The following is a 24,502-nucleotide window of genomic DNA, read 5'->3' on the forward strand; positions in this document are numbered from 1 at the left end:
CTCTAGCGGCAATTGTCAGTTTATCATAAAAAGGGGCCCACATTATGTATCATTTATATTCACATAACGACTTGGACGGAGTAGGGTGTGGAATCGTAGCAAAATTAGCGTTCGGAAAAGACGTAGAGGTCCGGTATAACTCTGTCAACGGCTTAAACGCACAGGTGCAGTACTTTTTAGAAAAAGCGAAGGAGAGCAACAGACAGGACGCGTTATTCATCACCGATCTCGCCGTCAATGAAGAAAACGAAGAGAGATTGAATGAGTATGTTCATGCAGGGGGCAAAGTGAAGCTCATTGACCATCATAAAACAGCCCTTCATTTGAATGAGCATGAATGGGGATTTGTCCAGGTGGAATACGATGATGGAAGGCTCACATCCGCGACATCGCTTTTATATGGCTATCTCGTTGAAAATGGCTTCATGAAACCGACAAACGCCTTAGATCAATTCACAGAGCTCGTCCGCCAATACGATACATGGGAGTGGGAGCGGTACGATCAAAAACAGGCGAAGCGGCTTAATGATCTTTTCTTTTTGCTGTCAATCGATGAATTTGAAGCAAAAATGATCCAGCGCCTTTCCGCGCATGACGAATTTTTCTTCGATGATTTTGAAGAAAAACTGCTTGATTTAGAAGACGAAAAAATCGAGCGCTACCTCCGCAGAAAGAAAAGGGAAATGGTACAAACCTTTGTTCACGAACACTGTGTAGGCATCGTTCACGCTGAATCGTACCATTCAGAGCTGGGGAACAGGCTAGGGAAAGATAATCCGCACCTCGATTACATTGCGATTTTGAGCATGGGGTCAAAACGAGTCAGTCTCCGCACCATTCATGATTACATCGATATATGAAAATCGCGCACAAATGAGATTTTTTCTTTTCCCTTTAGACAACGAATGGAATATTCAAATTAACGGAGAAACCCAAGACGAAACATTCGCAGCGTTTGAAGAGGCAGAATGGTTTATTAAGAGAAATTATGCCGCATCGCTCGTGCGGGATGAAGTGTTTGTCGCATTTTTAGCGGAGAATCTGAAGCTGGCAAATCAACATCGGAAGTAAAAAAATATGCATAGGGGAGCGTCAGTCACCCCTATGCATATCTGCTAGCTATCGTTTAAATATGGCTGTACGTTTCTTAATCACAAAATAAAGGGCTATCACGACAACAGCCAATATCATAATCGGTGTTGTATAAGTGCCTGCTATATTCTCAACATCATCCCACTGGCTTCCTAGCTGTATGCCTAAATAAACAAACAGAATAGACCATGGAATGATAGCAAGCACAGTCAGTACCACAAATTTGAGAAAAGGCATTCTGGCAATACCTGCCGGAATGGATATGGCATGTCTGACAACCGGTATAAAACGAGCCGAGAAGACAACTCCGGCGCCGTATTTCTGAAACCAGTTTTCCGACATGTCGATATGATGCTTTTTAATCAATAAATACTTCCCGTATTTGTCCAGAAATGGCCTGCCGCCATAGCGGCCGATCCAGTAAATAAAGATCTGGGCAATGGTGCCCCCGATAACACCCGCAATAATTGCGCCAATAAATCCAATCGTGCCCTCCGATACCATATAGCCGCCATAAGCTAATACAATCTCACTCGGAATGATTTCAATCATTAACCCAATCGCAATACCCGCATATCCCATGTTCGTCAGCCATGTTAAAATTTCGCTTATCAAACTGCCCACATTCTTCACAACCTGTCCTAATCTTTTTCACTATTATATGACTGATTGACGAGCAAGATGGTTACAATTTTTTTACCGCAGCATTTCTTTCGTTTCCCGTTTGATCACATCTTCTAAATAGGCCAAAAGCTGAGATCTCATTTCGGGACGCATTAAGCCGATTTCGGTGCTCGCTTTAAAACAGCCCAGCTTATCGCCAATGTCATATCGATTTCCTTCCAGCAACCGGGCATGGATCGGCTCCTTACGGCAAACCTCACGAAGCGCATCTGTCAGCTGAATTTCGTTGCCCGCGCCTCTGCCAATTGTCTTCAAAACGGAGAAGATCGAAGAATTCAGCACATAACGTCCCATTACTGCGATTTCCGAAGGTGCTTCTTCAGGAGAAGGCTTTTCCACTAAATCGTTCACTTCATATACATGCCCTTGAGACCCTGATGTATTTATAATACCATATTTGCTGACATCCTCAGGGAGAACTGACTGTACACCGACAACCTCTGTGCCATAAACGTCATATACATCCATTAATTGCCGAAGAGCCGGTGTTTCAGACACCATAATATCATCACCTAAGAGAACAGCAAAAGGCTCATCTCCGATAAAATGCTCCGCACACAGCACCGCATGGCCTAATCCGAGCGGTTCTTTCTGGCGGATGTAATGAATGTTGGCCAAATCGGCAATCTGCTGCATTTCCTTAAGTGTCTCCGTCTTGCCTTTTTCCCGGAGATTGAATTCCAATTCCGCCGACCGATCAAAATGATCTTCAATCGAGCGTTTGTTTCTCCCTGTAATAATCAGTATATCTTCAATTCCTGACTCTGCGGCCTCTTCTACAATATATTGGATTGCTGGTTTGTCGACGATTGGGAGCATTTCTTTAGGCTGCGCCTTTGTCGCCGGCAGAAATCTCGTTCCTAAACCCGCTGCGGGAATAACTGCTTTTCTCACTTTTTTTCTCATTCATCCTCACTCCTGATCCTGTATGTTTTTCAGTGAATCTCCAAATACCCAGATTCGGTTTCCGATAAAATTCATCATCATTCCGCCGATAGTGGCGGCGAGCTTACTCACCAAAAGCGAGCAGCCGCAATTTTGAAACAAATAAAGCAGCAAAAAGGTGATCCCCGACGCGGCAATATTAATCATGAGAAAACGCACGATCTCTTTCCCGTCAGCCTTACGTTTCACACAAAACGTCCAATTCCGGTTCCACACATAGCTGTTGACGATACCTGCAGTATAGGAGCAGATCTGCGCCGGCAGATAAGAGACATGACAAGCGGTAAGAAGAAAGAAGACACCAAAATCTATCAGCGTATTGCCGACGCCTACGGTGCAAAAACGGCCTAAGGTCTTTATTTTTTCTTTCAGCGTAACGGACCTCCCTTCATAAAAGATGCGAGTGGCAGTCATATTTGTTGATATGGATTACTATAGCGGACAGTGTTGAATAAACAATTAATAAAATATGAACAAAACATGAAAAAAGCGGGTATACCGCTCAATAGTTTTTATACTCTTTAAAAAGCAGCGGCATGAACGGCTGATTTTTCGAAAACGCTCATTACAAAAAGATGAAAAAATATGACATATTTCGCAGGGGAAGAGGGCGAAATGATAACGAAAGGTCTTGCAAAGAAGAGAACAATACTTCAATAGATTGAGTGGTTTTAAGCCTTGATTCCCTATCAGCAGAGATGATGTCTATTATGTCAATAATCGAGGGAACAGTCTAAGCGAAGAAGAGTCGGTAACAGCCGTATATGTAGCCCCATCTAAACAATGAATAAATGTATCCAGTTCCTTTGTAGAATCGAACACGAATTCCTCCAAAAGTATTCTATACACTATTTTTTTAATAAGGTAGGATGTTAGATAAAGGGATTTTTTTGAATAAATATACATACCTGCTCAAGCGTTATAGGGGACTTGAACAATTCGCCATTTTATTTTCTGGACAATGACCGCTAGGAATGGGGGAACTTTTCTAGATTGATCTTGAAGAAACAAGTGGTGCAGTCTTCATGACCTGTTGTTAACAAATTTCAAAAGAACCCTTCATTTTAAGGAAAAAGGAGGCTGTGAAGTGATGAGGAAAAAGTGTAGCGTATGTTTATTTGTTTTTGCTTTACTATTGAGCTGCTTAGCTGGGAAGTCTGCGTATGCTGCCACCAGTAGTACAATTGCAAAACATGTAGGGAATTCAAATCCGCTTATCGACCATCATTTGGGAGCGGATCCGGTTGCGCTGACCTATAACGGGAGAGTCTATATTTATATGTCAAGTGATGACTATGAATATAATAGCAACGGAACGATTAAAGATAATTCATTTGCCAATTTGAATAAAGTATTCGTCATTTCTTCAGCGGATATGGTGAACTGGACAGACCACGGAGCCATTCCGGTAGCAGGTGCCAATGGAGCTAATGGAGGCCGTGGAATTGCAAAATGGGCAGGTGCGTCATGGGCACCGTCAATCGCAGTTAAAAAAATTAATGGCAAGGATAAATTCTTCCTTTATTTCGCAAACAGCGGTGGAGGTATCGGGGTTCTCACCGCAGACAGCCCGATTGGTCCATGGACCGACCCAATCGGAAAACCGCTCGTAACGCCAAGTACGCCAGGAATGTCTGGTGTTGTATGGCTTTTTGATCCGGCAGTATTTGTAGATGATGACGGCACCGGTTACCTGTATGCCGGGGGAGGCGTTCCTGGCGGTTCAAATCCAACGCAGGGACAATGGGCCAATCCTAAAACGGCTAGAGTCATAAAATTGGGGCCTGATATGACGAGTGTTGTTGGAAGTGCATCTACAATTGATGCGCCTTTCATGTTTGAAGATTCGGGATTGCACAAGTATAACGGAACATATTATTACTCCTATTGCATTAATTTCGGCGGCACGCACCCGGCCGATAAACCCCCGGGTGAGATCGGCTACATGACCAGTTCAAATCCCATGGGTCCCTTTACATATAGAGGGCATTTCCTGAAAAATCCGGGTGCATTTTTCGGAGGTGGCGGAAACAATCATCATGCTGTTTTCAATTTTAAAAACGAGTGGTATGTGGTGTACCACGCGCAAACTGTCAGTTCCGCTCTGTTCGGGGCCGGCAAAGGATACCGTTCTCCCCATATTAATAAGCTGGTGCATAACCCAGATGGATCCATCCAAGAGGTAGCAGCAAATTATGCAGGTGTAACACAGCTTTCCAATTTGAATCCTTATAACCGGGTAGAAGCTGAAACGTTTGCTTGGAATGGACGCATTTTGACAGAGAAGTCCACAGCACCCGGCGGGCCAGTAAATAATCAGCATGTAACAAGCATTCAAAATGGAGACTGGATTGCTGTAGGAAATGCAGACTTCGGAGCGGGCGGTGCCAGGTCATTTAAAGCAAATGTAGCATCCACTTCAGGCGGGAAAATAGAAGTGCGCCTCGACAGTGCTGATGGTAAGCTTGTTGGAACTCTGAATGTGCCTTCAACAGGCGGAGCGCAAACGTGGAGAGAAATAGAAACTGCAGTAAGCGGGGCAACCGGTGTGCACAAAGTATTCTTTGTATTTACCGGAACAGGTACAGGAAACTTGTTTAATTTTGATTACTGGCAGTTTACGCAAAGATAGGACTCGTAATGGGACCGCTTAAAAACGAGGCGGGTGAAGTACGGGCGGGCACCGGAACAGCCCGCCATTATGGATATGCCATGCAGATTTTTTAATACCGTAAAAGACACATGACGAAGGAGAGGAATAAATGATTCCACGCATAAAAAAAACAATTTGTGTACTATTAGTATGTTTCACTATGCTGTCAGTCATGTTAGGGCCAGGCGCTACTGAAGTTTTGGCAGCAAGTGATGTAACAGTTAATGTATCTGCAGAGAAACAAGTGATTCGCGGTTTTGGAGGGATGAATCATCCCGCTTGGGCTGGGGATCTTACAGCAGCTCAAAGAGAAACTGCTTTTGGCAATGGACAGAACCAGTTAGGATTTTCAATCTTAAGAATTCATGTAGATGAAAATCGAAATAATTGGTATAAAGAGGTGGAGACTGCCAAGAGTGCGGTCAAACATGGGGCAATCGTTTTTGCATCTCCTTGGAATCCTCCAAGTGATATGGTTGAGACCTTTAATCGTAATGGTGACACATCGGCTAAACGGCTGAAATACAACAAGTACGCAGCATACGCGCAGCATCTTAACGATTTTGTTACCTTCATGAGGAATAATGGTGTGAATCTTTACGCGATTTCGGTACAAAACGAGCCTGATTACGCTCACGAGTGGACGTGGTGGACGCCGCAAGAAATACTTAGCTTTATGAGAGAAAACGCCGGCTCGATCAATGCCCGCGTCATTGCGCCTGAGTCATTTCAATACTTGAAGAATTTGTCGGACCCGATTTTGAACGATCCGCAGGCTCTTGCCAATATGGATATTCTCGGAACCCACCTGTACGGCACCCAGGTCAGCCAATTCCCTTATCCTCTTTTCAAACAAAAAGGAGCGGGGAAGGACCTTTGGATGACGGAAGTATACTATCCAAACAGTGATAACAACTCGGCGGATCGATGGCCTGAGGCATTGGATGTTTCACAGCATATTCACAATGCGATGGTAGAGGGGGACTTTCAAGCTTATGTATGGTGGTACATCCGAAGATCATATGGACCTATGAAAGAAGATGGTACGATCAGCAAACGCGGCTACAATATGGCTCATTTCTCAAAGTTTGTGCGTCCCGGCTATGTAAGGATTGATGCAACGAAAAACCCTAATGCGAACGTTTACGTGTCAGCCTATAAAGGTGACAACAAGGTCGTTATTGTTGCTATCAATAAAAGTAACACAGGGGTCAACCAAAACTTTGTTTTGCAGAATGGATCTGCTTCAAACGTATCTAGATGGATCACGAGCAGCAGCAGCAATCTACAACCTGGAACGAATCTCGCTGTATCAGGCAATCATTTTTGGGCCCATCTTCCAGCTCAAAGCGTAACAACATTTGTTGTAAATCGTTAAGAGCACAAAGACACACATAAATAATAGAGTGTCTGAATTGGCGATTTTCCGATTGGGAAATCGCTTTTTTATTTTGTTGCTGAATTACAGGAAGGAAGAAGAAAGGATGTACATAAAAACAGCAAAGCTTTAATCTTCATCTTTTCTAGTTTACATAATATATATTCTAGGAAGTAAAGAAAATAAATAAATTCCTGTCTCAATATAAAAGTATACTTAAGTTAGTGAGACAGAAATTAAAATTTTTCTGCTGAATGACAAATCAAAAAAATGGCGTTGTCAATCCATAATAAACTGCTTCTAAATCCTCCAGCGTCATATCGCCATATGCGCATTTGATAACAGAATCAGCAAACACATCATAGTCATAATCTGTAGAAAATCCTTGCTGCAGCTGTTTTTCGTAAACTTCGATCTGATCTTTTTGGTGCTGGATGTCTTTTTCCTTACCTGGATAGTCCGGACCATTTATCGCATTATTCATTTCTTTGAACAGCATCATATACTGCTTCAGTATTTCATCCACAGCCTAAACCTCCTTGTTTTACTGGATAAGATAATGAAAACGGACATCATTGCTGATGCCCGCCAAAAGTTAAACTATTTGGGTTCTGTTCCCCAAATCAGTTTTCCTTGATCATATAATGTGATTTTTTTCGTTGTTTTAAACGTATTTGATTTGAAAAAGGAATAATCGCCGCTTTGTGCATAATTGCTCCAGTCATCATTGTGAAGACGGAGCTGAATATTCCCTGTGCTTGCTCCCGGTGCCAGCGTTCCGTTTTTAAACCCAAGTTCCAGATAGGTATCTGCACCTTGCTTTGGTTTATGCAACGTCACAAACTTGTGTGTCACATTGCCGCATCCAATCTGCGCGTAGTCACAGTCAAAGTTTTGGCCTTTGTTTTTCGCTTTATACCAGTAACGGGCAGTGACATCTTTTAAATCAACCGTGGTATTGCCGTTATTTTTTATTTGAAGCTGCGGACGGATTTGGTTGCTGTTCATACTCCCATCCCCTGCTCTGTATTGTACAGAAATACCGTTTTCCTGTGTGGGTTTATCTTTTGCTGGCGTTTCAGGAATGTCCTTCGTCGAATCTTTGGTGCCGAGAATGTTTTCTCTAACGAATGTTCCTGAAGCAGATAAATCTGACAACTGCCAGCCGCCTGTTTTAGATGCCCCCGGCTTTAAAGCTGAGGATGATTCCTGCTTATCAGAAAGATTCCAGTTCACCCAGCTAATGGTCTTGCTATCGAGATATTTCAGCCATTCCCGCGATTGATCAAGGAATACACCGCCATTTCCGGAAGCATCACTTGTCCCCCATTCTGTCACAAAAATAGGCGCTCCTTTGCTGAGTGCATAGTTTGCTTTATCCCGTAAAAACTGGCCGTGTGTGCCGGCATAAAAATGAAGTGCGTACATAACGTTTGCATCTTTTAGCTGGTCATCGGCTGCATCATTCACATCCTGGCTCCATGTACCGGTTCCGACAATGATGATGTTGTCTGGATCATTTTTGCGGATAACGGAAATCACTTCTTCCGCATACGGTTTAATATCACGCTTCCAGTTCACATCACCGTTTGGTTCGTTTGCAATTTCATAAATGACGTTTGGCGTGTTACCGTAAAGACTTGACATTTCCTTGAAGAATTCTTTTGCCTTCTCTTTATTTTGGTTTGGATTACCGTCATTTAAGATATGCCAGTCAATGATGACATATATCCCAAGCTCTTTTGCCGCTTCAACCGCTTCTTTTACTTTATTTTTCACGGACGGGTTGTCAATGTAACCGCCATCTGCCGTATACATCGCTGCACGGAAAACGGTGATACCCCAATCGTCCCTCAGCCATTTTAAGCTGTCTTTATTGACATATTCTCCATACCATTGCAATCCGTGTGAACTGATCCCCTTCAGCTGTACCGCTTTACCGTCTCGGTTAACGAGCTGTGTACCTTTTATGCTAAGCTGGCCATTCTTGGCTACTGGCGTTTTTGTCCCTGCTGCTGATGCCGGCGAAGCCAGCATGCCGCCCATTGTCAATAACGTAATCAATAAACACGTAATAAAAATCGAGATTGACCGTTTCATATCTGATCTTTTCCTCCTTCGCATCATTTTGGCTCTCCACTTCTTATGAGCACGAACTCATTGTAAAAATCTTTCTCATGATTGTCTATCAACCTAATTTCTTGTTTTTGGGAGGTTTAAAAGCCTGTCAATTTACTCTATCTCCATTGAATAAGACACACATGACACATATAGAACAAAGAAAACTGGACTGAATTGGGACTTTACACGTCATTTTTCATTCGAGTCGAAAAATTAAATTTATTTCCAATAATGAAAAAGCTGCATTCAACTATTGAATGCAGCTTTGTTTTATATTTATATTATGCTTCTTGTTTCTCATCTTCCCATGTTTCAGCGTTTTTCAGCCCTGGGATGTTTTTCGCTTTAAACACAGGATCAAGTCCTTGCTTACGCTGTTTCGCGTAATCTTTATACACTTTGTAAGCAACGTTTGACAGCAGCGTAATCACAATTAAGTTGATCAGCGCCATGATACCCATAAAGAGGTCCGCCATATCCCAAACGATTTGGAAGCCTGATAAAGATCCATACACAACCATAGCAATTACAGCGATACGGTAAATGTTCAGCCATGTTTTGCTTGTTTTAATAAATTCAATGTTTGTCTCGCCATAATAATAGTTGCCGACAACTGAACTGAATGCAAACAAGAACATTGCGACTGCGATGAAAGTCGGCGCCCAGCCTCCAATATGATGGTTAAGAGCAGCCTGTGTTACTTGGATGCCGTCGCCTTTTGGTGTTACACTGTACAGCAAAATAATAAATGCTGTGGACGTACATATGATAAATGTATCGAAAAATACACCTAATGTTTGAATAAAGCCTTGCTTTGCCGGATGGGATACATGAGCCGTCGCAGCCGCGTTTGGTGCGCTCCCCATTCCTGCTTCGTTTGAAAAAAGTCCGCGTTGCGCACCGATAACGATGATGCCGCCTATTCCGCCGCCGACGACTTGTTCAAAACCTAAAGCATTTTTAACAATTGTAGCGATAACGCCAGGGAAAGCCGTAATATTCGTGATGACAACAAATAAAGCGATAAGAATATAAATGCCTGCCATAACCGGCACAATTAGCTGTGAAACAGCGACAACACGTTTTAAACCGCCGAAAATGATAAACGCAGTTAAAACCCCCAGAACTATGGCTACAACTATTTTATTTACATGGAATGCGCCATCCAATGCTCCAGCAATTGTATTTGTTTGAACAGCGTTAAAAATCAAGCCGAATGAGACGGTAATTAAGATTGCAAACACGATGCCAAGCCATCTGGCACCAAGACCCTTTTGAATATAGTAGGCCGGCCCTCCGCGGAAATCCTCCCCGTCTCTCACCTTATAAAGCTGCGCTAACGTACTCTCAACAAAGCTTGAAGCCATACCTACTGCAGCCACTACCCACATCCAAAATACAGCGCCTGGTCCGCCTGTCGCAATTGCTAAGGCGACACCAGTCAAATTCCCTGTACCGACTCGGGATGCGGCCGAAATAAAGAATGCCTGCATAGATGAAACACCTTTATTTCCTTCCGGCTTCTCCCCTACTATTCTGAACATTTCAATAAAGTAACGGAATTGGATAAAACCAAAACGTATGGTAAAAAATAATCCAAGCCCTATTAAAATATAAAATAGGTATTTCCAGATGAAATCACTTGGAATATTAATCAAACTATTGAAAAAAGACTCCATATTTACCTCCCGTTTTCATCAATTCAATACGAATTCGATTTTGATGTTAGATTTTTTAACATAACGAGTTTTATTATATCACAATATGACGAATTAGGAAGTTTTTTCGAGAAGAATATTGTCATAGCCAGATGTTACTCTGTCGACCCCTTCTCTATTATTTTCCTACGAATAAAAACATTCCTTGCAAGCTGGCTTTAAAAAAAGAGTACCCTATTAACAATGTAATCATTTCTTCCCATTCTCTTGCCTTCCCTATGATTTAGCTCTTAAATAAAGTAATAAACCCTAAACAACAAACATATCATCTAAAATATGCTTTTATTCACAACATAAATCGGGTATACATACACTAAAAAAAGAATGTTTCTCTTTCAAAGATAAGTAAAAAGATATATACTTAACAAAGTGAAATTTATTTTTAAATTTAATAAATCAGGTTTACTTTTAGGATGGATTGGGGTATTATTATAAAAATATTCAGTAATATTAAAGGAGGGGGAGATCATTTGAAAAAAGTAACGATATTGAAAGCATCCATCTTATTCTTGGCGATTGCCAGTTTTCATTTGCTCTCAATTCCCCACGCCTTTGATATCGGCCATCATTATAAAGCCGTAGCCGACCAGCAGGAAATGCATGAAATGAAAGCCGGCCAAAATGCTGATGATGAGAAGAAATCCATCACAGGGGCATTTACACTGACCGCTTTATGGGCAATGGCTGTTCTGCTGCTGACCGCTGAAAGCAAAAGTACGGGATACTCCCGCAGACGTCAGCGGAAAAAAAGCTTTATACTGGCCAAATTTTATCAATCGTCTTATTTCGGCAAACTTCATGTTCAACATCACCCGATTATGTAACGAAAATATGAGGAGGCTGTTTAACATGTTGTTTATCTTAAGAATGGTGATTTTAGGCTTATTCTCTTTCACAGCGCTAAATTTATTTGTATGGCAGGGAATTGAAGTCATTCATGCGGTAACAGATCTATTCACCAACCATGAAAGCTGATAAAAAACAAACGAAACCCGCTCATATAGTATGAGCGGGTTTTTTATTATTGTTCTGTATGAAGGCGCCAAACAGCTGTAACCTTACCTGATTCCTCTTCATCAAAAAAGAAAGAGCCATTGCTGTATCTGTCGTTTGTCCGCAACTCTTTTGCCTGCAGTTCTTTTCTGTCGCCTTTTTCTGTTTCTGCCATTAGCCGCTGTTCAAGACCGCAAGCGAACAGTGCTACAACACGGTGAGGATTCTTTTTCAGTTCCCTTAGCATTACGACACCGCGTTTTGCACGGGATGTCTTCTCGAACTCAGAAAGACTCATGCGTTTTACCGCTCCCCGCTGTGTGAACAAGACAATTGAATCAGATTGCTTAAGGATCTCACCGGAGACAACAAAGTCATCCTCTTTTAAGTTAATCCCTTTGACACCTGCCGCACGCGCGCCAACTACATTCACTTCGTCTTCTCCAAACCATAGGCCGTACCCTAAGTGAGTGGCGATAAAGATCTGGCTTTCCCCATTTGTTACATGTACATCAATCAGTTCATCTTCACCCTTCAGATTTAAGGCTACAAGCGCCTTAGAATAACGCTGTGCTTTATAATGGGTGAGCTCTGTCTTTTTCACCATGCCGTTTTTCGTAAAGAATAGAAGATATGCCGACGGATCAAATTCTTTTATCGGTATGGCCTTTACAATCGTTTCATCACGGTCAATAGTGATCAGATTTGAAAAATGCTGGCCCATGTCCTTCCATCTGATATCAGGCAGCTGGTGAACAGGACAATAGATGTAGCTTCCTTTGTTCGTAAAGAGCAGCAGCACGTCTGTCGTATTCATTTCAAACTGATGCAGCATCCTGTCCGTATCTTTCATTCCGAAGTCCTGTCCGTTGGAAGCGGCAAATGAGCGCTGGCTCGTCCGTTTTAGGTAACCATCCTTCGTAACGGTTACATATACATCCTCAGATGCAACCATGACTTCGAGATTGATTTTAATTTCCTCAATTTTTTCTTCAATCACGGAGCGTCTCGTATCTGCATATTTCTTTTTCAGTGCTTTTAAGCTGTTTGTAATCACTTTTAGCAGTTTTTTATCATTGCTCAGAATAGATTCGAGCTCTTCAATTTTTTTACCGAGCTCTTCTGCCTCTTCCTTAAGCGCTGTAATATCTGTATTGGTTAAACGATATAGCTGCAATGACACGATGGCTTCAGCCTGAGGCTCCGTAAATTCATATTTCGCGATCAAATTGTTTTTAGCGTCACGTTTATCGCTAGAAGAACGGATTGTTGCAATCACTTCATCCAAAATAGACAAAGCTTTCATGAGCCCTTCTACGATATGATGTCTGTCTTTTGCTTTTTGAAGCTCGTAAACAGACCGGTTTGTGACAACTTCCTTTTGGTGTCCGATATATGCATCCAAAATAGACGGCAGGCTCATCAGCATCGGACGGCGGTTATGGATAGCCACCATATTGAAGTTATATGTGATCTGCAAATCAGTATTTTTGTATAAGAAATTCAAAATGCCTTTGGCATCAGCTTCTTTTTTCAGTTCAATGACCACTCTCAGCCCTGTTCGATCCGTTTCATCACGAACCTCTGAGATGCCTTCAACCTTTTTATCAATACGGAACTCGTCCATTTTTTTTACAAGGTTTGCTTTATTTACTTCAAATGGAATTTCAGTAATGACAATTTGTTCTCGTCCGCCTCTGATTGTTTCAATTTCAGCCTTTCCGCGGATAATGATTTTTCCTTTTCCGGTTTCGTAAGCTTTTCTTATCCCGTCAACGCCCTGAATAATACCGCCTGTCGGAAAATCAGGCCCTTTAATGACTTCCATAAGTTCATCAACAGAGCAAGATGGCATTTGAATACGCTTAATGACAGCATCAATGACTTCTCCCAGATGATGAGGGGGAATGTCGGTCGCGTATCCTGCTGAAATCCCGGTAGATCCGTTGACCAATAGGTTAGGAAACATCGCCGGGAGTACGACAGGCTCCTTGCTTGTATCATCGAAGTTCGGCACAAATTCAACCGTGTTTTTGTCAATATCCCGAAGAAGCTCAGATGCAATCGGAGATAATCGTGCCTCTGTATAACGCATGGCTGCCGGGGGATCTCCGTCGATACTTCCATTGTTTCCATGCATTTCGATTAACACATTACGAACTTTCCAATCCTGGCTCATCCGCACCATTGCTTCATAAACCGAGCTGTCACCGTGCGGATGATAGTTACCGATGACGTTACCGACCGTTTTGGCCGCTTTTCTGAAGTTTTTATCAAACGTGTTTCCATCTGTATGCATTGCATACAGAATTCTGCGCTGTACCGGCTTTAATCCGTCTCTCGCATCGGGCAGCGCCCTGTCTTGAATAATATATTTACTGTAGCGTCCAAAACGGTCGCCGATCACCTCTTCTAATGGTAAATCATGAAATAATTCTGGCTGTGACAATCATTAAACCTCCTCAGCGACCGATAAGTTTTCATTTTCTAAAATATTGCTTTCTTCATCTAAGCCGAAAGCGACGTTTTTCTCAATCCACTTTCTGCGCGGCTCTACTTTGTCTCCCATTAACGTCGTTACACGTCTCTCTACACGTGCCGCATCGTCAATTTTGACCCTAACAAGTGTGCGGGACTCCGGATTCATCGTCGTTTCCCACAGCTGGTCTGCGTTCATCTCTCCAAGACCCTTATATCGTTGAATGGTATAGCCTTTGCCGACTTTTTTCAGGACATCACCCATCTCTTCATCAGACCATGCATATTCAATGATTTCCTTCTTCCCGCTTCCTTTACTGACCTTATATAAAGGTGGCAGCGCAATGAACACCTTGCCATGCTCAATGAGCGGTTTCATATAGCGATAGAAAAAGGTAAGAAGCAGCACTTGAATATGGGCGCCGTCAGTATCGGCATCGGTCATTATGATGATTTTGTCGTAGTTGATGTCATCGATTGAGAAATCTGCTCCGACTCCCCCGCCGATCGCATGAATGATCGTATTGATCTCTTCATTTTTAAAGATATCAGCAAGCTTAGCTTTTTCTGTATTAATAACTTTACCGCGTAAAGGCAGAACCGCTTGGAATCTGCGGTCTCTTCCCTGTTTGGCTGACCCGCCTGCTGAATCTCCCTCAACGAGATACAATTCATTTTTTGCCGGGTTTCTTGAACCCGCAGGCGTCAGCTTTCCGCTTAAAGTCGCTTCTGATTTTTTTCGTTTTTTGCCGCTTCTTGCTTCTTCACGGGCTTTGCGTGCCGCTTCGCGCGCCTGACTCGCCTTGATTGCTTTTTTGACAAGAAGCGTTGCGGTGTCCCGATTTTCCTCTAAAAAGTAAGCAAGCTGCTCTGAAACAATCGCATCAACCGCTGATCTTGCTTCACTGGTACCGAGCTTTCCTTTTGTTTGTCCCTCAAATTGAAGAAGCTCCTCAGGAATGCGGACAGAAATAATGGCTGAAAGCCCTTCCCTTATATCGGTGCCTTCAAGGTTCTTATCCTTTTCTTTCAGCAAAGCCACTTTTCGTGCATATTCATTAAAAGCACGCGTCATCGCAGTTTTTGCACCTGACTCATGCGTCCCGCCGTCTTTTGTTCTGACATTGTTGACAAACGACAAAATATTTTCAGAATAACCATCGTTAAACTGGAACGCAAAGTCCACTTCTATAGAATGATGCTCACCCTCAAACGAGACCACTTCAGACAAGACGTCTTTTTCTTCATTTAAATAAGCAACAAACGCTTCTATGCCGTTTTCATAATAAAAGACCTCATGCTGGTCATTGCGTTCATCAATCAGCTCAATTTTCAATCCTTTTAACAAAAACGCAGACTCTCTTAAGCGCTCAGAGAGCGTTTCAAAATTATAAGTGGTTGTGCTGAACATCGTTGGATCTGGCTTAAAGTGTGTAAGAGTTCCCGTCTTTTTTGTTTTGCCGATCTTTTCGAGAGATGTAACCGGTTTTCCTCCATTTTCAAATCGCTGCTGATAGACAAAACCGTCCCGCTCAATGGTAACCGTCAGCCATTCAGATAAAGCATTCACGACTGATGCACCAACTCCGTGGAGCCCGCCGCTTGTCTTATAGCCGCCTTGGCCGAATTTTCCTCCGGCATGAAGCACCGTTAAAATCACTTCAGGGGTTGGTTTGCCGAGCTTATGCATTCCGGTCGGCATGCCGCGGCCTCTATCCTGTACAGAAATACTATTGTCTTTATGTATTTTGACGATTATGTGATCTCCATGGCCGGCAAGCACCTCGTCGACAGAGTTATCTACAATTTCATAAACCAAGTGGTGCAAACCTCGCGCGTCAGTAGAGCCAATATACATACCCGGCCTTTTCCTGACAGCCTCAAGGCCTTCGAGCACCTGTATGGCATCTTCGTTGTAATCAAATTGCTGTTTTCTAGCCAAACGTACAAACCCCTTTCAAAAACTAACATTGTCTTTCTCTTTTTCAGTGTTACACATCATTTGTATATAAGATATTTTTTATAAACCTCGCCTCGAGCCAGTACTGCCTTGGACTCCTCATTATAACCAATATGTTTGCAATCGCAACATAGAGCTAACGAATCAGTTCTTCTCAAAACATCGGCTAGTGCTGTATTTACACTATGAGAACGTATGTTTGTTTATTATATATAAAGCAGCAGACCTTCGCAAATCGAACGGCCAAACCCAGCTGGACAAGGTATTCAAAAAAAGCTGTTCAAGCTTTATTGTATCTGTTTCACCGTAATACGCAAACAATATCTTAAAATTAAAAAGCAAAAATCCTTGAATTTACAAGGATTTTTGCAGTTCTGCACCTATTTTGTTACAGCGTGTGCCACTTTTATGCACAGATCCATGATAACCGTTCTGCCTTTTTCTTTTAGCATCTGGTATGCTTCCTCATTAACTAGCCCTTGCTGTGCCCAAAATACTGGCGCATCTGTCTCTAAAAACTCTTCCGCCACTCCAGGAAGCTGTTCTGAGCGCCGGAATACATTTACGATGTCAATCGGACCGTCAATCTCTTTTAAAGATGAAACGGCTTTGACACCTAGCGCCTCATCAATTGTCGGGTTCACAGGGATAATTTCATAACCCGCGTCCTGCATTGCTTTTGAAACCATATGTGACGTTCTATCCGGACGGTCTGAAAGCCCTACTACGGCTATACGTTTGCTTCTTTGAAGAATCTCTTTAATTTCCGCTTTAGAAGGGTTTTGCATCGTATGTCACTCCTTTTCCACTTATTTTACACGATCAAAACAGGAGAAATCAAAATATGATGCATGTTTGATTGGATTTGTAAGCAAACTTTACAAAAAAACTTATCATCAGATCATGACATCTCATGTTAAAATAAAAAGAAGGGAATTTGAAAAAGGAGAAATGTAGATGTTAATTGCTTTATTGATTATTTTGGCCTACTTGATAGGCAGCATTCCATCTGGCTTAATTGTGGGCAAGCTTGCCAAGGGAATTGATATTCGGGAGCACGGAAGCGGCAACTTAGGCGCTACCAATGCATTCCGTACATTGGGTGTAAAAGCTGGTTCGGTTGTCATAGCCGGAGATATTTTGAAAGGGACACTGGCAACTGCATTGCCTTTTCTCATGCATGTTGATATTCACCCGCTTCTTGCAGGAGTCTTTGCTGTTTTAGGCCACGTGTTTCCCATCTTCGCCAAATTTAAAGGCGGTAAAGCCGTGGCGACATCAGGAGGCGTTTTGCTGTTTTACGCACCCCTGTTATTTATCACGATGGTTGCGGTATTCTTCATCTTTTTATACTTGACTAAATTTGTTTCTCTCTCATCGATGTTAACAGGGATCTATACTGTTATATATAGTTTCTTTGTCCATGATACGTATTTATTGATTGTCGTTACCCTGCTCACTATTTTTGTCATATACAGACACCGAGCGAACATTAAACGAATTATCAATAAAACAGAACCTAAAGTAAAATGGTTATAAGCTTAAAAAACTTCTCTTTTGACACAGAATAGCCTAATACGTTTATAATAGAGAAAATTCAAATGAAGAACAAAGGGGTGTTCTGTTATGAATATGACAATTAACGAAGACGCATTGAACTGGTATAAAGAAGAACTCGATTTGGAAAGCGGAGACCAGGTTCGCTTTTTCGTGCGCTATGGAGGCTGCAGCAACGTTCAAAAGGGTTTTTCTCTCGGTGTAGCGAAAGATGCCCCACAAGAGGCTGGAGTCACTGCAGAAGCTGACGGCATTACCTTCTTTATTGAAGAAAGTGATTTATGGTACTTTGATAACCACGACCTTCTCGTCAGCTATTCAGAAGACGCTGATGAACCGGTTTTTGAATACCAATAAAAAAGAACGCACATCATGTGCGTTCTTTTTTTACAAATGAAATCGTATAAGATGATCGGTTAGGTTTTCTTGTTCCAAAATATATTTTTGTGTTTCACCCAGCAGATCAAAGTGAGGAAATTCACTTTTCTTATGGATCCATTCTTTTTTTAACCCGTACGCCGCTCCCCACTGAACCAGCTTATCAATGTCTGCACAGCCGGCTTTTGTCACAGTCCTTGCTTCTGGAAATCGGTCATCCAGCCAGTAATGTGTTAAAAATGCGATTTCTCCTCTTTTCACTGCTTGTTTCCACCGGTTAAGTTCCTCCCGTTTCACACCAAACGCCATATCCCGTTCACTTCCCTATTTTTTGGCCTTTTCATATGCTGTGTGCCAATCAGGAAAAGCTTTGCGGAATTGAATTGGCTTAAAGCTTTCTTTATCCACACAAATATGAGATGAGGTGGCTTTGATGGAAAGCTCACCGGCCGGATTATAAATGTGATAACCATAGACGGTTTTAAAGCCGTTATATTCCTCTATCCATGTATGTACAACCGCGGTTTCTCCGTAATGAAGCGGCTTTTTATAGGAAATGTTGATATCAACGACTGGGGACAGAACGCCTCTTTTTTCCATATCACTATATAAAAAGCCTAAGTCCTTAATTAAGGCCGTTCTGCCGACCTCCATCCACACAAGATAATTTGCGTGATAGACAATTCCCATTTGATCTGTTTCTGCGTAACGCACTTCTATTTCTTTTTTTGATACATGCAAGATTACTCTGCTCCCTTAACGTCAATTTAGCCCCATTTTACCATAATCAAATCAGAAAGAAAAAAACCAGGTTTCCCTGGTTTTTTAAGAACGGTATCCGTTCTGTCTCGCTGCAGATTCGTCCTGTATTTCATTACGAAACGCTTCAATGCTCTGTTCGCGTCTTGCATTTTTTTCTTTGATACGCTGTTTATCTTCTCCTGAAGCAAACTCCATTGATGCTTCTGCTTCTTCTATATTTTCAATTGTATTTTGAACCATATCCTGCAATTTTTCCACATTGTCAGAGCGATCATCAGGATTAGGCTGCTGATATTGATTTTGGTTCTTTGTCATTCGGATGTACCTCCTAGAAATAAACTCGATTTTTCGCTACTCGCCTTTTGTCTGCATGATGATCGGCCGCTGACCTGAAGTATCATGCATTTTTTCCCCTTTATTGGCTTTATATTTTACAGGCTTTGTACCCAAGTGGCTTGGAGCATATTGAGGCTGACCGTTTTTCTTGTTGTTTCCCATGTTTATCCCTCCTCAACAGATAGGTTTCTCAAAAGGAGGGGTAAACATGAATACAAATTAAAGGTTATTTTTGCTTAAATCGCTGTTCAAGCTTTTCCTCAAGCTGATTTAAAAACTCTGTATTGGTCATCAGCTCTTTTTTGTTTTCCATGACGAGCTCATGAAAAGAACGTTTTCTCATCTTCTTCACGCTTTTCACCTCCGCATATTCTTTTATTTTTTCCAATTCTGAAAACTTGTAAGCATATTTAAGCATAAAAAAAACTGAATCTAATCAAGATCCAGTTTTCGTTTCATTTCTTTTTTTGTCATGGTGCCAACGTGTATGTCTTGGATAACACCTTTTTCATCTAAGATATATGTCGTTGGATATGACATCACGTTATAGTCAGCATTGATCCCTTTTTTATCAATCAGTATGGGGAACGTTAAATCATAAGTATCAGCAAACGCTCTGACCTGTTTCTCACTTTTCTCAGCTGAAGTGAAATTTACCGCAACAACCGCAAGTTTGTCGGCGTACTCTTTTTGCAGCTTTTCCATCGCAGGCATTTCCTGACGGCACGGCTTACACCAAGTTGCCCAAAAATTGAGCAGCACTTTTTTGCCTTTTGCATCCTGTAAAGAGCTTTTCTCTCCTGACAGCGTTTTCAAAGAAAAATCAGGTGCTTGTTTCCCCTCTTGAATTCCGACTTCTTTTTTGCTGTATGTTTGATATAAATTCCATCCCATATAACCGGCAAGCATGATAAGCAGGATCCCTGCGAGCCATTTTTTCAGCATATGCCACCTCCGCAGCACATTGTGTCATAAAAAGAAGAGAAAGCGAAATGCCTTCTCTTCCTATTGATTCATCAGGACTGCTTCATTTTTTCACGAAGCACCATTTGAAGGATGCCGCCATGGCGGTAGTAATCAATTTCAACTTCACTATCAAAGCGTACGACTGCTTCAAAAGTTGTTACATTGCCGTCTTCATTGATTGCTCTTACAGTCACAAGGTCACGAGGACGAACTGTTTCATCAACATCTACCTCAATGACTTCTTTACCCGTTAAGCCGAGTGTATCCGCATTTTCACCTTGTTTAAACTGAAGCGGCAGCACACCCATGAATACAAGGTTGCTTCTGTGAATTCTTTCGAAGCTCTCTGCAATGACCGTTCTGATGCCGAGAAGGTTTGTTCCTTTTGCAGCCCAGTCACGTGAAGATCCCATACCATAGTCTTTTCCTGCTAATACAACAAGACCAGTTTTATCTTCTTTGTATTTCATGCACGCATCATAGATGGATGTTACTTCACCAGTCGGCCAGTACGTTGTAAATCCGCCTTCTGTACCCGGTGCAATTTGGTTTTTGATGCGAATGTTTGCAAATGTTCCTCTCATCATGACTTCATGGTTTCCGCGGCGGGAACCGTAGGAGTTAAAGTCACGAGGAGAAACACCTTTTTCTTGCAAGTACTTTCCGGCAGGCGTATCTTTTCCGATTGCCCCCGCAGGAGAAATATGGTCAGTTGTGACTGAATCGCCGAATTTACCGACAACACGCAAACCTTTTAATGGTTCAACCTTGCCTGGCTCAACAGACATTTCTTCGAAGAATGGCGGATTTTGAATGTAAGTTGACTCGCTATCCCATTTATATAAAGCTTCATCTGTTGTTTCAATTTCGTTCCAGCGCTTGTTGTCATCAAATACTGTTTCATACTCTTTGCGGAATAGCTCTGGCGTAACAGTTTGCTTAACAAGTGCATTGATTTCGTCCATTGACGGCCAAATATCATTAAAGTATACGTTTTGACCATCCTTGCCCACACCAATTGGATCGGTTTTCAAGTTAATGTTTACCGTTCCAGCCAGCGCATATGCCACAACAAGCGGCGGTGAAGCAAGATAGTTGCCTTTAACAAGCGGGTGAATACGTCCTTCAAAGTTACGGTTTCCGGAAAGGACAGACGTAATCAGAAGATCATTTTTCGCAACCGCTTCTTCGATTTCCGGTGAAAGCGGACCTGAGTTCCCGATACATGTTGTACAGCCGTACCCAACGAGGTTAAAGCCAAGCTCTTTCATGTATGGAAGAAGGCCTGAATTCACAAGATATCCTGTAACAACTTTAGAACCCGGTGCAAGTGACGTTTTCACGTAATTAGGCACCTTAAGCCCTAACTCAACCGCTTTTTTCGCTACCAGTCCGGCGCCGATCAGAACGTATGGGTTTGATGTATTTGTGCAGCTTGTAATCGCAGCAATGGCGATCGCACCCGTTTTCATAACTGTTTCTTCACCGTTAAGGAGTTTAAACTTAATTTCTTTATTTTCTTCCTCAGCATTTAAACCGAATCCTTGGTTACCTGCAGGGCTGACTAAGTGCTTTTTAAACGTTTCCTGCATAGCAGATAGCGGGATCAAATCCTGAGGACGCTTTGGACCCGATAAGTTTGCTTCAATTTGAGACAGGTCAATTTCAACCACATCAGTAAATTGAGGGTCTTCCGCATCTGGAGTGTAGAACAAGCCATTGCTTCTGCAGTATGCTTCAACAACATCAATATGTTCAGGATCACGGCCAGTCAGGCGCAGGTAGTTAAGCGCTTCTTCATCTACTGGGAAGAATCCGCATGTAGCACCGTATTCCGGAGCCATATTCGCAATTGTTGCGCGATCTGCAAGCGGCAGTTCAGCAATTCCCGGTCCGAAGAATTCAACAAATTTACCGACAACGCCTTTTTCACGCAGCACTTGTGTTACTTTTAACGCCAAGTCAGTAGCTGTTGTTCCGTTTGGAAGCTTGCCGACAAGTTTCGCGCCGATTACCTCTGGAACTGGGAAGTAAGAAGGCTGTCCAAGCATTCCCGCTTCAGCTTCAATTCCACCGACACCCCAGCCGAGAACACCGATACCGTTAATCATTGTTGTGTGTGAGTCTGTTCCGACAAGCGTATCAGGATACGTTACAAGCTCGCCGTCTTCTTCAATGGCATGGACAACACTTGCCAAGAACTCAAGGTTGACCTGGTGCACAATACCTGTTGCAGGCGGCACTGCCTGATAATTGTTAAACGCTTTCTTTGCCCAGCTTAAAAATTTGTAGCGCTCTGCATTTCTCTCGAATTCCAAGTCCATATTTACTGCTAATGCATCTTCTGTACCCGCTTTATCTACCTGTACAGAGTGGTCGATAACGAGATCAACAGGAATTTCAGGGTTGATTTTATCAGGATCTCCGCCGACAGCTGCCATTGCTTTACGCAGTGAAGCCAGATCTACTACTGCCGGAACCCCTGTGAAGTCTTGTAAAATAACACGAGACGGTTTGAACGGAACGTCGATATCCTTTAATTCGGCAGTTCCCCATTTTGCCAAATTTTCCACGTGTTCTTTTTTGATAACGAAGCCGTCAACTTGACGCAATACTGATTCTAAAAGAACTTTGATGGAATAAGGAAGCTTCGAAACCTTTCCGATACCTGAATCTTCTAACGCTTTTAAAGAGTAGTAATGATATGTTTTCCCATTTGTAGTAAACGTTTTTCTCGCTTGGAAAACGTCTTTTGCTGCAGTTTTTTGCTCGTTTGCCATTCTCCAAAATCCCCCTTCAGATCAGATCATTCTCAGATGAACATTACATTCCATCACAATTTTCTCACAATTTCATATTAAAACAAAATCATACATAAGTAAATATCAATGTTTTTATTAAATACAATAAGTTCGACTTATGAGAAAAATGTACCGGTAATTTTTACTGTTTACGCTCTCTCATATAACACAATAAAAGGAGCCATATTATGATTGAGGTGATAATGATGGTCAAAAGAAAAGCGAATCACGTCATTAACGGAATGAATGACGCAAAAAGCCAAGGCAAAGGCGCCGGCTATATTGAAAACGACCAGCTTGTACTGACTGAAGCAGAACGCCAAAATAACAAAAAAAGAAAAACCAATCAATAACACCAAACTCTTTTAAGGAGGTTCTCATTTTATGACCAATAAGAATACAAGTAAAGATATGCATAAAAACGCCCCTAAAGGACACAATCCCGGCCAACCTGAGCCTCTAAGCGGAAGCAAAAAAGTAAAGAACCGAAACCATACAAGACAAAAGCACAACTCAAGCCATGATATGTAAGAAAAGCAGACCTTAGTGTCTGTTTTTTTATGCGTTCACCCATTATAATCCACCGCATATGATGTAAAGTAAGGTTGATATGTGGAGGAATGCTTCCATGGACCATTCAAAACGCAACGATGCAAATGATTTCGATAGTATGGATGAATGGCTTCGGCAATTTTTTGAAGACCCCTTCGCCTGGTACGACGAAACATTGCCTATTGATTTATATGAAACTAGTCAGCAGTATATTATAGAAGCGGATCTGACTTTTTTACAGCCTACACAAGTAACAGTTACCCTTTCTGGATGCGAATTCATCTTAACTGTCAAATCGTCAGGACAGACTTTTGAAAAACAAATGATGCTTCCTTTTTATTTTAATGACAAAACCATTCAAGCCGAATGCGAAAATCAAATACTCACAGTCGCCGTCAATAAAGAAACAGAAGATGGCTCTTCTTTTTCTCTTCAATTTCCTCTCAGTTAAACATAAAAAGTCACTTTCATCCCCTATTATGAAAGTGACTTTTTTTTCCGTCCATTTATCGTCAAATACCCTCTAGTGACTCTCCCATGGCCAAATAGCAGATTCACTATACAATAGAATATGATCTACTATCTCTTTTGACTAGACGTCTATCACTTTTTTCTATTCTTTTTTTACTGTGTTCTTCTAATCTCTCTTCGTATACAATATGGTTAGAATAAGGGGGAATGATTGATGCTGGAAGGATGGTTTTTATGGTTTATTCTGTTTTGGGTGATCATGATGGTAGTCTTATTATCAATCGGCGGTTTTTTCATGTTTCGAAAGTTTTTAAAGCGTTTACCAAAAGAGGACGGCAGATCAGAGCTTGATTGGCAGGATTACTATATTGAAAACAGCAGACATTTATGGAACGATGAAAACAAACAGTTTCTAGATGAATTGACTGCGCCGGTGCCAGAACTGTTCAGAGATGCAGCAAAAGCTAAAATCGCAGGCAAAATCGGTGAGCTTGCATTAAAAGAAAAGGTAGCAAAGATTGATCAGCAACTTATGATCAAAGGCTATATTCTCGCAACTCCTAAAAGAGACCATACCTTCTTAAAAAGGCATCTGCGGGACAAAAAAATCGATTTGGAACCTTATCAGACCCTTCTCAAATAAAAAACCTTTCCTGA

The 24,502-nt window shown here is 41.9% G+C and carries 26 protein-coding genes and 1 pseudogene; 11 read left to right on the plus strand and 16 right to left on the minus strand.

All coding sequences use genetic code 11. The features are described from left to right. The first annotated feature begins 44 nt into the window (after nucleotides 1–44). A pseudogene (locus NYE22_RS12390) lies at nucleotides 45–1,071 on the plus strand (oligoribonuclease). A 48-nt stretch (nucleotides 1,072–1,119) separates the two neighbouring features. Here the strand turns inward: NYE22_RS12390 and NYE22_RS12395 are convergent. From NYE22_RS12395 to NYE22_RS12405, 3 genes are all read right to left on the minus strand, one after another. Further along, the gene (locus NYE22_RS12395) at nucleotides 1,120–1,716 is read right to left on the minus strand and encodes a DedA family protein (protein WP_003231529.1); all 597 of its coding nucleotides are present in this window, start codon (nucleotides 1,714–1,716) and stop codon (nucleotides 1,120–1,122) included. A 72-nt stretch (nucleotides 1,717–1,788) separates the two neighbouring features. Next, nucleotides 1,789–2,682 (minus strand): UTP--glucose-1-phosphate uridylyltransferase GalU, encoded by an 894-nt coding sequence (gene galU / locus NYE22_RS12400; protein ID WP_003245127.1) that lies wholly within the window; start codon nucleotides 2,680–2,682, stop codon nucleotides 1,789–1,791. A 6-nt stretch (nucleotides 2,683–2,688) separates the two neighbouring features. After that, nucleotides 2,689–3,135, minus strand: coding sequence for a GtrA family protein (locus NYE22_RS12405; RefSeq protein WP_014479951.1), 447 nt, complete (start codon nucleotides 3,133–3,135; stop codon nucleotides 2,689–2,691). Nucleotides 3,136–3,811: 676 nt separating this feature from the next. On the opposite strand from NYE22_RS12405, the gene xynD reads away from it, so the two are divergent. Both xynD and xynC read left to right on the plus strand, forming a co-directional pair. Then, entirely contained in the window at nucleotides 3,812–5,353 is a 1,542-nt protein-coding gene (gene xynD / locus NYE22_RS12410) for an alpha-L-arabinofuranosidase (protein WP_342411883.1), read from the plus strand. A 130-nt stretch (nucleotides 5,354–5,483) separates the two neighbouring features. Then, nucleotides 5,484–6,752 carry a glucuronoarabinoxylan endo-1,4-beta-xylanase XynC gene (xynC, locus tag NYE22_RS12415; RefSeq protein ID WP_161986039.1) on the plus strand — a complete coding sequence of 423 codons (1,269 nt, stop codon included), beginning with the start codon at nucleotides 5,484–5,486 and terminating at the stop codon, nucleotides 6,750–6,752. 262 nt (nucleotides 6,753–7,014) lie between these two features. On the opposite strand, the gene NYE22_RS12420 is transcribed toward xynC, so the two are convergent. The 3 genes from NYE22_RS12420 to NYE22_RS12430 form a co-directional block, all read right to left on the minus strand. After that, nucleotides 7,015–7,278, minus strand: a complete 264-nt coding sequence (locus NYE22_RS12420) for a YnfE family protein (RefSeq protein WP_032725831.1) — start codon at nucleotides 7,276–7,278, stop codon at nucleotides 7,015–7,017. 74 nt (nucleotides 7,279–7,352) lie between these two features. After that, the gene (gene eglS / locus NYE22_RS12425; protein ID WP_161986038.1) at nucleotides 7,353–8,852 is read right to left on the minus strand and encodes an endo-1,4-beta-glucanase EglS; all 1,500 of its coding nucleotides are present in this window, start codon (nucleotides 8,850–8,852) and stop codon (nucleotides 7,353–7,355) included. 302 nt (nucleotides 8,853–9,154) lie between these two features. After that, on the minus strand, nucleotides 9,155–10,552 hold the full coding sequence (locus NYE22_RS12430) for an alanine/glycine:cation symporter family protein (protein WP_342411884.1): 1,398 nt from the start codon (nucleotides 10,550–10,552) through the stop codon (nucleotides 9,155–9,157). 509 nt (nucleotides 10,553–11,061) lie between these two features. Between NYE22_RS12430 and NYE22_RS12435 the strand changes: the two genes are divergently transcribed. Together NYE22_RS12435 and NYE22_RS12440 are read left to right on the plus strand one after the other, a co-directional pair. Next, on the plus strand, nucleotides 11,062–11,415 hold the full coding sequence (locus NYE22_RS12435; protein WP_014476950.1) for a hypothetical protein: 354 nt from the start codon (nucleotides 11,062–11,064) through the stop codon (nucleotides 11,413–11,415). 25 nt (nucleotides 11,416–11,440) lie between these two features. Continuing rightward, complete coding sequence (locus tag NYE22_RS12440; protein ID WP_003231548.1) at nucleotides 11,441–11,566, plus strand: hypothetical protein; 126 nt, start codon at nucleotides 11,441–11,443, stop codon at nucleotides 11,564–11,566. Between the two features lie 46 nt (nucleotides 11,567–11,612). Here NYE22_RS12440 and parC read toward each other — a convergent pair whose 3' ends face one another. From parC to NYE22_RS12455, 3 genes are all read right to left on the minus strand, one after another. After that, a complete protein-coding gene (parC, locus tag NYE22_RS12445) occupies nucleotides 11,613–14,033 on the minus strand; it encodes a DNA topoisomerase IV subunit A (RefSeq protein ID WP_342411885.1) in 2,421 nt (806 codons plus the stop codon). A 3-nt stretch (nucleotides 14,034–14,036) separates the two neighbouring features. Further along, nucleotides 14,037–16,004 (minus strand): DNA topoisomerase IV subunit B, encoded by a 1,968-nt coding sequence (gene parE, locus NYE22_RS12450; protein ID WP_014479944.1) that lies wholly within the window; start codon nucleotides 16,002–16,004, stop codon nucleotides 14,037–14,039. A gap of 398 nt (nucleotides 16,005–16,402) precedes the next feature. Continuing rightward, nucleotides 16,403–16,810: a CoA-binding protein gene (locus tag NYE22_RS12455; protein WP_003245606.1), complete on the minus strand. Its 408-nt coding sequence runs from the start codon at nucleotides 16,808–16,810 to the stop codon at nucleotides 16,403–16,405. A 169-nt stretch (nucleotides 16,811–16,979) separates the two neighbouring features. On the opposite strand from NYE22_RS12455, the gene plsY reads away from it, so the two are divergent. Next, complete coding sequence (gene plsY / locus NYE22_RS12460) at nucleotides 16,980–17,561, plus strand: glycerol-3-phosphate 1-O-acyltransferase PlsY (protein WP_003231560.1); 582 nt, start codon at nucleotides 16,980–16,982, stop codon at nucleotides 17,559–17,561. An 87-nt stretch (nucleotides 17,562–17,648) separates the two neighbouring features. After that, entirely contained in the window at nucleotides 17,649–17,936 is a 288-nt protein-coding gene (locus NYE22_RS12465) for a HesB/YadR/YfhF family protein (protein WP_003231562.1), read from the plus strand. Between the two features lie 30 nt (nucleotides 17,937–17,966). Here the strand turns inward: NYE22_RS12465 and NYE22_RS12470 are convergent, their stop codons facing one another. The 7 genes from NYE22_RS12470 to acnA all read right to left on the minus strand — a co-directional run bounded on the left by NYE22_RS12470 (nucleotide 17,967) and on the right by acnA (nucleotide 22,801). Further along, nucleotides 17,967–18,266: a hypothetical protein gene (locus NYE22_RS12470; protein WP_024571429.1), complete on the minus strand. Its 300-nt coding sequence runs from the start codon at nucleotides 18,264–18,266 to the stop codon at nucleotides 17,967–17,969. A gap of 15 nt (nucleotides 18,267–18,281) precedes the next feature. After that, on the minus strand, nucleotides 18,282–18,698 hold the full coding sequence (locus NYE22_RS12475) for a YbgC/FadM family acyl-CoA thioesterase (protein WP_017696516.1): 417 nt from the start codon (nucleotides 18,696–18,698) through the stop codon (nucleotides 18,282–18,284). A gap of 84 nt (nucleotides 18,699–18,782) precedes the next feature. Next, entirely contained in the window at nucleotides 18,783–19,034 is a 252-nt protein-coding gene (tlp, locus tag NYE22_RS12480; protein ID WP_003231568.1) for a small acid-soluble spore protein Tlp, read from the minus strand. Nucleotides 19,035–19,070: 36 nt separating this feature from the next. Further along, nucleotides 19,071–19,217, minus strand: a complete 147-nt coding sequence (gene sspN / locus NYE22_RS12485; RefSeq protein ID WP_003231569.1) for an acid-soluble spore protein SspN — start codon at nucleotides 19,215–19,217, stop codon at nucleotides 19,071–19,073. A gap of 64 nt (nucleotides 19,218–19,281) precedes the next feature. Further along, nucleotides 19,282–19,407 (minus strand): FbpB family small basic protein, encoded by a 126-nt coding sequence (locus NYE22_RS12490; RefSeq protein WP_041851057.1) that lies wholly within the window; start codon nucleotides 19,405–19,407, stop codon nucleotides 19,282–19,284. Between the two features lie 80 nt (nucleotides 19,408–19,487). After that, on the minus strand, nucleotides 19,488–20,000 hold the full coding sequence (locus NYE22_RS12495) for a redoxin domain-containing protein (RefSeq protein WP_342411886.1): 513 nt from the start codon (nucleotides 19,998–20,000) through the stop codon (nucleotides 19,488–19,490). Nucleotides 20,001–20,071: 71 nt separating this feature from the next. After that, nucleotides 20,072–22,801: an aconitate hydratase AcnA gene (gene acnA / locus NYE22_RS12500; RefSeq protein ID WP_021479772.1), complete on the minus strand. Its 2,730-nt coding sequence runs from the start codon at nucleotides 22,799–22,801 to the stop codon at nucleotides 20,072–20,074. Between the two features lie 227 nt (nucleotides 22,802–23,028). Between acnA and sspO the strand changes: the two genes are divergently transcribed. The 4 genes from sspO to yneK all read left to right on the plus strand — a co-directional run bounded on the left by sspO (nucleotide 23,029) and on the right by yneK (nucleotide 24,488). Continuing rightward, complete coding sequence (gene sspO, locus NYE22_RS12505; RefSeq protein ID WP_003244839.1) at nucleotides 23,029–23,175, plus strand: acid-soluble spore protein SspO; 147 nt, start codon at nucleotides 23,029–23,031, stop codon at nucleotides 23,173–23,175. Nucleotides 23,176–23,206: 31 nt separating this feature from the next. Continuing rightward, nucleotides 23,207–23,353, plus strand: coding sequence for a small acid-soluble spore protein P (locus tag NYE22_RS12510; protein WP_003221237.1), 147 nt, complete (start codon nucleotides 23,207–23,209; stop codon nucleotides 23,351–23,353). Nucleotides 23,354–23,432: 79 nt separating this feature from the next. After that, entirely contained in the window at nucleotides 23,433–23,825 is a 393-nt protein-coding gene (gene cotM / locus NYE22_RS12515; RefSeq protein WP_072174018.1) for an outer spore coat protein CotM, read from the plus strand. Between the two features lie 234 nt (nucleotides 23,826–24,059). Continuing rightward, nucleotides 24,060–24,488 (plus strand): DynA interaction protein YneK, encoded by a 429-nt coding sequence (yneK, locus tag NYE22_RS12520; RefSeq protein ID WP_003231580.1) that lies wholly within the window; start codon nucleotides 24,060–24,062, stop codon nucleotides 24,486–24,488. The last annotated feature ends 14 nt before the right edge of the window (nucleotides 24,489–24,502 follow it).

This window comes from Bacillus sp. FSL K6-1560 (assembly GCF_038592935.1).
GTDB lineage: Bacteria > Bacillota > Bacilli > Bacillales > Bacillaceae > Bacillus > Bacillus subtilis.

What these genes read in the sequence shown, in the direction of transcription:
- NYE22_RS12495 (WP_342411886.1), bottom strand. Translation starts at nt 20,000, where the DNA reads ATGCTGAAAAAATGGCTCGCAGGGATCCTGCTTATCATGCTTGCCGGT.
- NYE22_RS12465 (WP_003231562.1), top strand. Translation starts at nt 17,649, where the DNA reads ATGAATATGACAATTAACGAAGACGCATTGAACTGGTATAAAGAAGAA.
- tlp (WP_003231568.1), bottom strand. Translation starts at nt 19,034, where the DNA reads ATGACAAAGAACCAAAATCAATATCAGCAGCCTAATCCTGATGATCGC.
- sspO (WP_003244839.1), top strand. Translation starts at nt 23,029, where the DNA reads ATGGTCAAAAGAAAAGCGAATCACGTCATTAACGGAATGAATGACGCA.
- eglS (WP_161986038.1), bottom strand. Translation starts at nt 8,852, where the DNA reads ATGAAACGGTCAATCTCGATTTTTATTACGTGTTTATTGATTACGTTA.
- NYE22_RS12430 (WP_342411884.1), bottom strand. Translation starts at nt 10,552, where the DNA reads ATGGAGTCTTTTTTCAATAGTTTGATTAATATTCCAAGTGATTTCATC.
- NYE22_RS12405 (WP_014479951.1), bottom strand. Translation starts at nt 3,135, where the DNA reads ATGACTGCCACTCGCATCTTTTATGAAGGGAGGTCCGTTACGCTGAAA.
- sspN (WP_003231569.1), bottom strand. Translation starts at nt 19,217, where the DNA reads ATGGGAAACAACAAGAAAAACGGTCAGCCTCAATATGCTCCAAGCCAC.
- NYE22_RS12510 (WP_003221237.1), top strand. Translation starts at nt 23,207, where the DNA reads ATGACCAATAAGAATACAAGTAAAGATATGCATAAAAACGCCCCTAAA.
- NYE22_RS12440 (WP_003231548.1), top strand. Translation starts at nt 11,441, where the DNA reads ATGTTGTTTATCTTAAGAATGGTGATTTTAGGCTTATTCTCTTTCACA.
- acnA (WP_021479772.1), bottom strand. Translation starts at nt 22,801, where the DNA reads ATGGCAAACGAGCAAAAAACTGCAGCAAAAGACGTTTTCCAAGCGAGA.
- xynC (WP_161986039.1), top strand. Translation starts at nt 5,484, where the DNA reads ATGATTCCACGCATAAAAAAAACAATTTGTGTACTATTAGTATGTTTC.
- NYE22_RS12470 (WP_024571429.1), bottom strand. Translation starts at nt 18,266, where the DNA reads ATGGCGTTTGGTGTGAAACGGGAGGAACTTAACCGGTGGAAACAAGCA.
- plsY (WP_003231560.1), top strand. Translation starts at nt 16,980, where the DNA reads ATGTTAATTGCTTTATTGATTATTTTGGCCTACTTGATAGGCAGCATT.
- galU (WP_003245127.1), bottom strand. Translation starts at nt 2,682, where the DNA reads ATGAGAAAAAAAGTGAGAAAAGCAGTTATTCCCGCAGCGGGTTTAGGA.
- NYE22_RS12455 (WP_003245606.1), bottom strand. Translation starts at nt 16,810, where the DNA reads ATGCAAAACCCTTCTAAAGCGGAAATTAAAGAGATTCTTCAAAGAAGC.
- yneK (WP_003231580.1), top strand. Translation starts at nt 24,060, where the DNA reads ATGCTGGAAGGATGGTTTTTATGGTTTATTCTGTTTTGGGTGATCATG.
- xynD (WP_342411883.1), top strand. Translation starts at nt 3,812, where the DNA reads ATGAGGAAAAAGTGTAGCGTATGTTTATTTGTTTTTGCTTTACTATTG.
- cotM (WP_072174018.1), top strand. Translation starts at nt 23,433, where the DNA reads ATGTGGAGGAATGCTTCCATGGACCATTCAAAACGCAACGATGCAAAT.